This window comes from Vibrio sp. 10N.222.48.A3 (genome assembly GCF_041475345.1).
GTDB classification, from domain to species: Bacteria; Pseudomonadota; Gammaproteobacteria; order Enterobacterales; family Vibrionaceae; genus Vibrio; species Vibrio tasmaniensis_A.
This window is the reverse complement of sequence record NZ_JBFRVX010000692.1, coordinates 1-3,835: the sequence shown is the minus strand read 5'-3', so window position 1 is coordinate 3,835 and position 3,835 is coordinate 1. Positions and strand designations below refer to the sequence as shown.

At 43.9% G+C, this 3,835-nt stretch carries 4 protein-coding genes; 1 reads left to right on the top strand and 3 read right to left on the bottom strand.

Translation table 11 applies throughout. The features are described 5' to 3' along the window. Positions 1–683: porin (locus tag AB4653_RS18505; RefSeq protein ID WP_372104949.1), on the bottom strand; the 683-nt coding region annotated here is incomplete at its 3' end. Between the two features lie 376 nt (positions 684–1,059). Here AB4653_RS18505 and AB4653_RS18500 point away from each other — a divergent pair. After that, positions 1,060–2,073 carry a succinylglutamate desuccinylase/aspartoacylase family protein gene (locus tag AB4653_RS18500; RefSeq protein WP_102257520.1) on the top strand — a complete coding sequence of 338 codons (1,014 nt, stop codon included), beginning with the start codon at positions 1,060–1,062 and terminating at the stop codon, positions 2,071–2,073. 167 nt (positions 2,074–2,240) lie between these two features. Here the strand turns inward: AB4653_RS18500 and AB4653_RS18495 are convergent, their stop codons facing one another. Beyond that, positions 2,241–2,690 (bottom strand): PTS sugar transporter subunit IIA, encoded by a 450-nt coding sequence (locus AB4653_RS18495; RefSeq protein WP_009845709.1) that lies wholly within the window; start codon positions 2,688–2,690, stop codon positions 2,241–2,243. Then, on the bottom strand, positions 2,687–3,835 hold a 1,149-nt coding region (locus tag AB4653_RS18490; protein ID WP_372104947.1), incomplete at its 5' end, for a PTS ascorbate transporter subunit IIC. The genes AB4653_RS18490 and AB4653_RS18495, both read right to left, overlap by 4 nt.

Sequence of the window (3,835 nt, the reverse complement as noted above, 5' to 3'; positions counted from 1 at the left end):
TTACCAAACCAACAGCAAAAAAGACTCTGACGGCTACGGCATTTCTGGTGTTTACTCACTGCCAATGGGCTTAGATCTTGGCCTAGCCTACTCAGGTCTTCACCTGAGTAGGCTAGGCCAAGATCTAAGCCCATTGGCAGTGAGTAAACACCAGAAATGCCGTAGCCGTCAGAGTCTTTTTTGCTGTTGGTTTGGTAAGTGGCTTCTAGTTGCAGGGCATCAAAGCCGCCACGGTATGCAAATACACCATCTTCTTTATCAGAAGCTGCACCGAATGCTTGCTGCACACCAGAAAACTCAGTGATATCTGTAAAGTCAGATACGATAACTGAAGCCATATCTTGGCGACCGACAGAAACGGCTTGGCCGTCAAAATCAACACCTGCGTACATGTAACGGTTTTCAAACTTATCAGAACCTGTGTCTTGCTCAGCTTCGTAGAAACCGAATGCCGTTGCAGTATCTGTAAGTTCTGTTTTACCACCAAGGTTTAAACGGAAACGAGTTTTATCTTTCATTGAACCTTCAACTTCAGCACCACCGGAACCAATGAAATCACCACGGAATTCTGCACGACCACCAATTTTAAGTTCTGTACCATCAGAGCTGTAAACCGTTGCTGCTAACGATGAACCTGAAACTAGTGCCGCTACCACTGCAGAAGCTAGAACTGCCTTTTTCATAATCACTTACCTTGTATTTTAAAATCCGTGAGCAATGCGCTCTCCGTTTCGATATGAAACTAATCTAGAGCAGCTAAATTAAGCTTTCATTTCTGTAAAATTACATTTTCGTGAATAGGGAACTTTTTAAGTGTTGATTTTATTGCACTTTTATTTCAGGAACCTGAGTGGTTTGTGAATGGGTATACCACTCGTATTTCCTTATTCGGTTACTTTTTCAAGTTTCTATTTGGGTGAGGTGATAATGATATGGGTGAACCTTATGGTGAGGTTAGAGCTTCTTCATCTTATTAACTGTTTGTACTGATTAAGATATCCTCTATGATGCCAAAACTTAGAAAAGAATAAATTTTGCTCAACAAGATGGAGACGTTGGATGAAAACAGAGTACTTAGGCGATGTTTTACAAGGTAGGCAGGTTATTGGCGCCTTAAATGTTGAAGACTTACCGATTGGAGAGCATCAGTTTTGGTTTCAAGTAACCAGTGATGGGTTAGGGCAACCTAAAAACATGCCGGTTTCTGTTTTCAAAGGCAGTCAAGACGGCCCGAAGTTGCTGATCACTGCCGGGATTCATGGTGATGAGCTAAACGGTGTGTTGGCTGCTCAGCAAATTATCCGAGATTTAGTAGGCAACACATTAAAAGGCACGGTGACAGTTGTACCAACTGTGAATTTGTCTGGCTTGCTTAACCACAGCCGCGATTTTATCTCTTCGGATCCGGGCTCTTGCCCTGCCAACCTTAATCGACTCTTTCCGGGGGATGCACACGGCTTAGCCGCGGAGCGATTCGTCGCATCTCTGTGGGATCGCTTACTCAAACACAACGCGACATTTGCTGTTGATCTGCATACCCAAACTCGTGGTGCCGTGTATCCACTTTATGTGTTTGCTGATTACCGAGTAGAGCAATGTTTGGAGATGGCGAGGTTAATGCAGCCCGATTGTGTTCTTAATGATCCCGGCGATCCGGGTATTCTTGAAACGGTCTGGAATCGAAGTGGAATTCCGAGCATTACAGTGGAGGTCGGGATGGGGAAATTTACTCAACCTGACATGATTCAACGAGCCGTAGATGGTGTTTTTAATATTCTTTCTTACTACGAGATGCTTGATGCTGAAGGTTTACGAGACAAAAAGCCACTGCCAAGTATAGATTGGATAGAGGGCAATAATGTGGTGTCTATCCGCGCTGATATTGGTGGATTTGTGTTGCCTCATGTCGAGCTTTTACAAAGCGTAGAGCAAGATGATCTTTTGGCGATTCAATACGACGCTTTTGGTAACGAATGTCGTCGTTATCATGCGCCGTCTGCCGGACGTGTACTTAGCTATAACGTGGATGCATTAAGGGAGCCGGGGGCGCTTGTCTGTCGACTATTGAGTTGAGATGCTTTTAGGTGAGAAGCTCTGTAGTTGGTAAGTTCTGAGTTGAAAAGCTCTTCGGCGGGCATCTCTTTGTTAATCTGGTGCATCGTCATTTGAAACGTGTAAAAAAAAGACCGAGCAGGGCTCGGTCTGATAGCTTTTCTCTGGAGTAACAGCTTTTAGCGTAACTAGTATCGCTTTAAGATCTCGATGATCTCTTGCTCTGTTTCCGCTGCGATAATGGCATCAATGTCATCATCATTTTGGAACAACTCTGATAGCGCCATAATAGTATGGATATGGCTATCTGAGTCCATCGCTGCCAGAGTGATTGAAAGGTAAACGTCACCGTTGTCTTCCGACTCTAAATCAACACCCTTTTTGAATACTGTCACCTGCAGTGATGCTTCGTTCACACCATCTTCAGGACGAGCATGAGGCATCGCAATCTTTGGTGCTAGAACATAGTACGCGCCGATGTCTTTGTGCTTTTGCTTGATAGCTTCAACATAGCTTGCTTCAATTTTCTTGCTTGCTAACAGTGTTGAACAGGTTAAATCAATCGCAGCATCAACCGTTAGGTTCTCTTCAGAGTTGATGATAACGCCTTGGTTACCGATTAAATCGAATAGGCTCATGAAACAATCCATCCTAGAATCAGACCAACAACACCGAAGTCGAAGTCAGCAAATGTTGTTGCTTCAAGCCCAAGACCACCCAGTACTGGAAGTAGTAGCATTGGTAGGAAAGAGATACACAGACCTTGCGTGAATGAACCTAGAATTGCACCACGTAGACCGCCAGTCGCGTTACCGTAAACACCTGCCGCACCACCTACGAAGAAGTGTGGAACCACACCCGCTACAATGATTGTCCAACCAAGTGCACCTTGAACTGCCATTGCTAGTAGGCCAGCCGCGAAAGAACAAAGGAAACCGATTAGTACCGCGTTTGGTGCTACTGGGAATACCATAGGGCAGTCTAGAGCAGGTTTTGCTCCTGGTACTAGTTTGTCAGAGATACCTTTAAATGCAGGAACGATTTCAGCAATTAGCATCTTCACACCTTGCAATACGATGTAAACACCACCAGCAAAGATTAGAGATTGCATGAAGGTAAATACAACCCAGTTTTGACCGCTTGATACTGTTTCTACAAACTCGCCGCCCGCAATAATAGACGCAAGCATGAAGAAGATAGCCATTGTTGTTGCTACGGCTACTGGCGTATCACGCAGGAACATTAAGCTTTTAGGAACTTGGATGTCTTCTGTTGATTTTGATGTGTCACCGAATTTGCTACCAATGAAGCCAGACACGATGTAAGACAGTGTCGAGAAGTGACCGATAGCCAGTTGATCAGTACCCATCACTTTTTCAGTGTACTTTTGGCCTAGCGCTGGCATCACAACCATTAATGTACCCACAATGATAGAGCCGATTGCGACTAGAACTGTGCCTTCAATGTTTGCTGTAGACAAAATTACCGCTACTAACATAGACATGAACATTGTGTGGTGACCCGTTAAGAAAATATATTTTAAAGGAGTAATACGAGCCAATAAAATATTCACAACGAATGCGAAGAACATAATTAGAGCCATTTCATAACCGAATGCTTCTTGTGCTAATGCAACAATTGCTTCGTTATTTGGAATAACACCACTTACGCCGAATGCTTCAGTAAATACAACTGAGAAGTTATTTAGTGCGCCAACAAGAGCGCCAGCACCAAAACCTAAAATTAGGAAACCCATTACGGTTTTAATTGTGCCTTTTAGAAT

Excerpts from the sequence above, each read along its gene's own strand:
- AB4653_RS18500 (WP_102257520.1), top strand. The coding sequence starts at position 1,060 with ATGAAAACAGAGTACTTAGGCGATGTTTTACAAGGTAGGCAGGTTATT.
- AB4653_RS18495 (WP_009845709.1), bottom strand. The coding sequence starts at position 2,690 with ATGAGCCTATTCGATTTAATCGGTAACCAAGGCGTTATCATCAACTCT.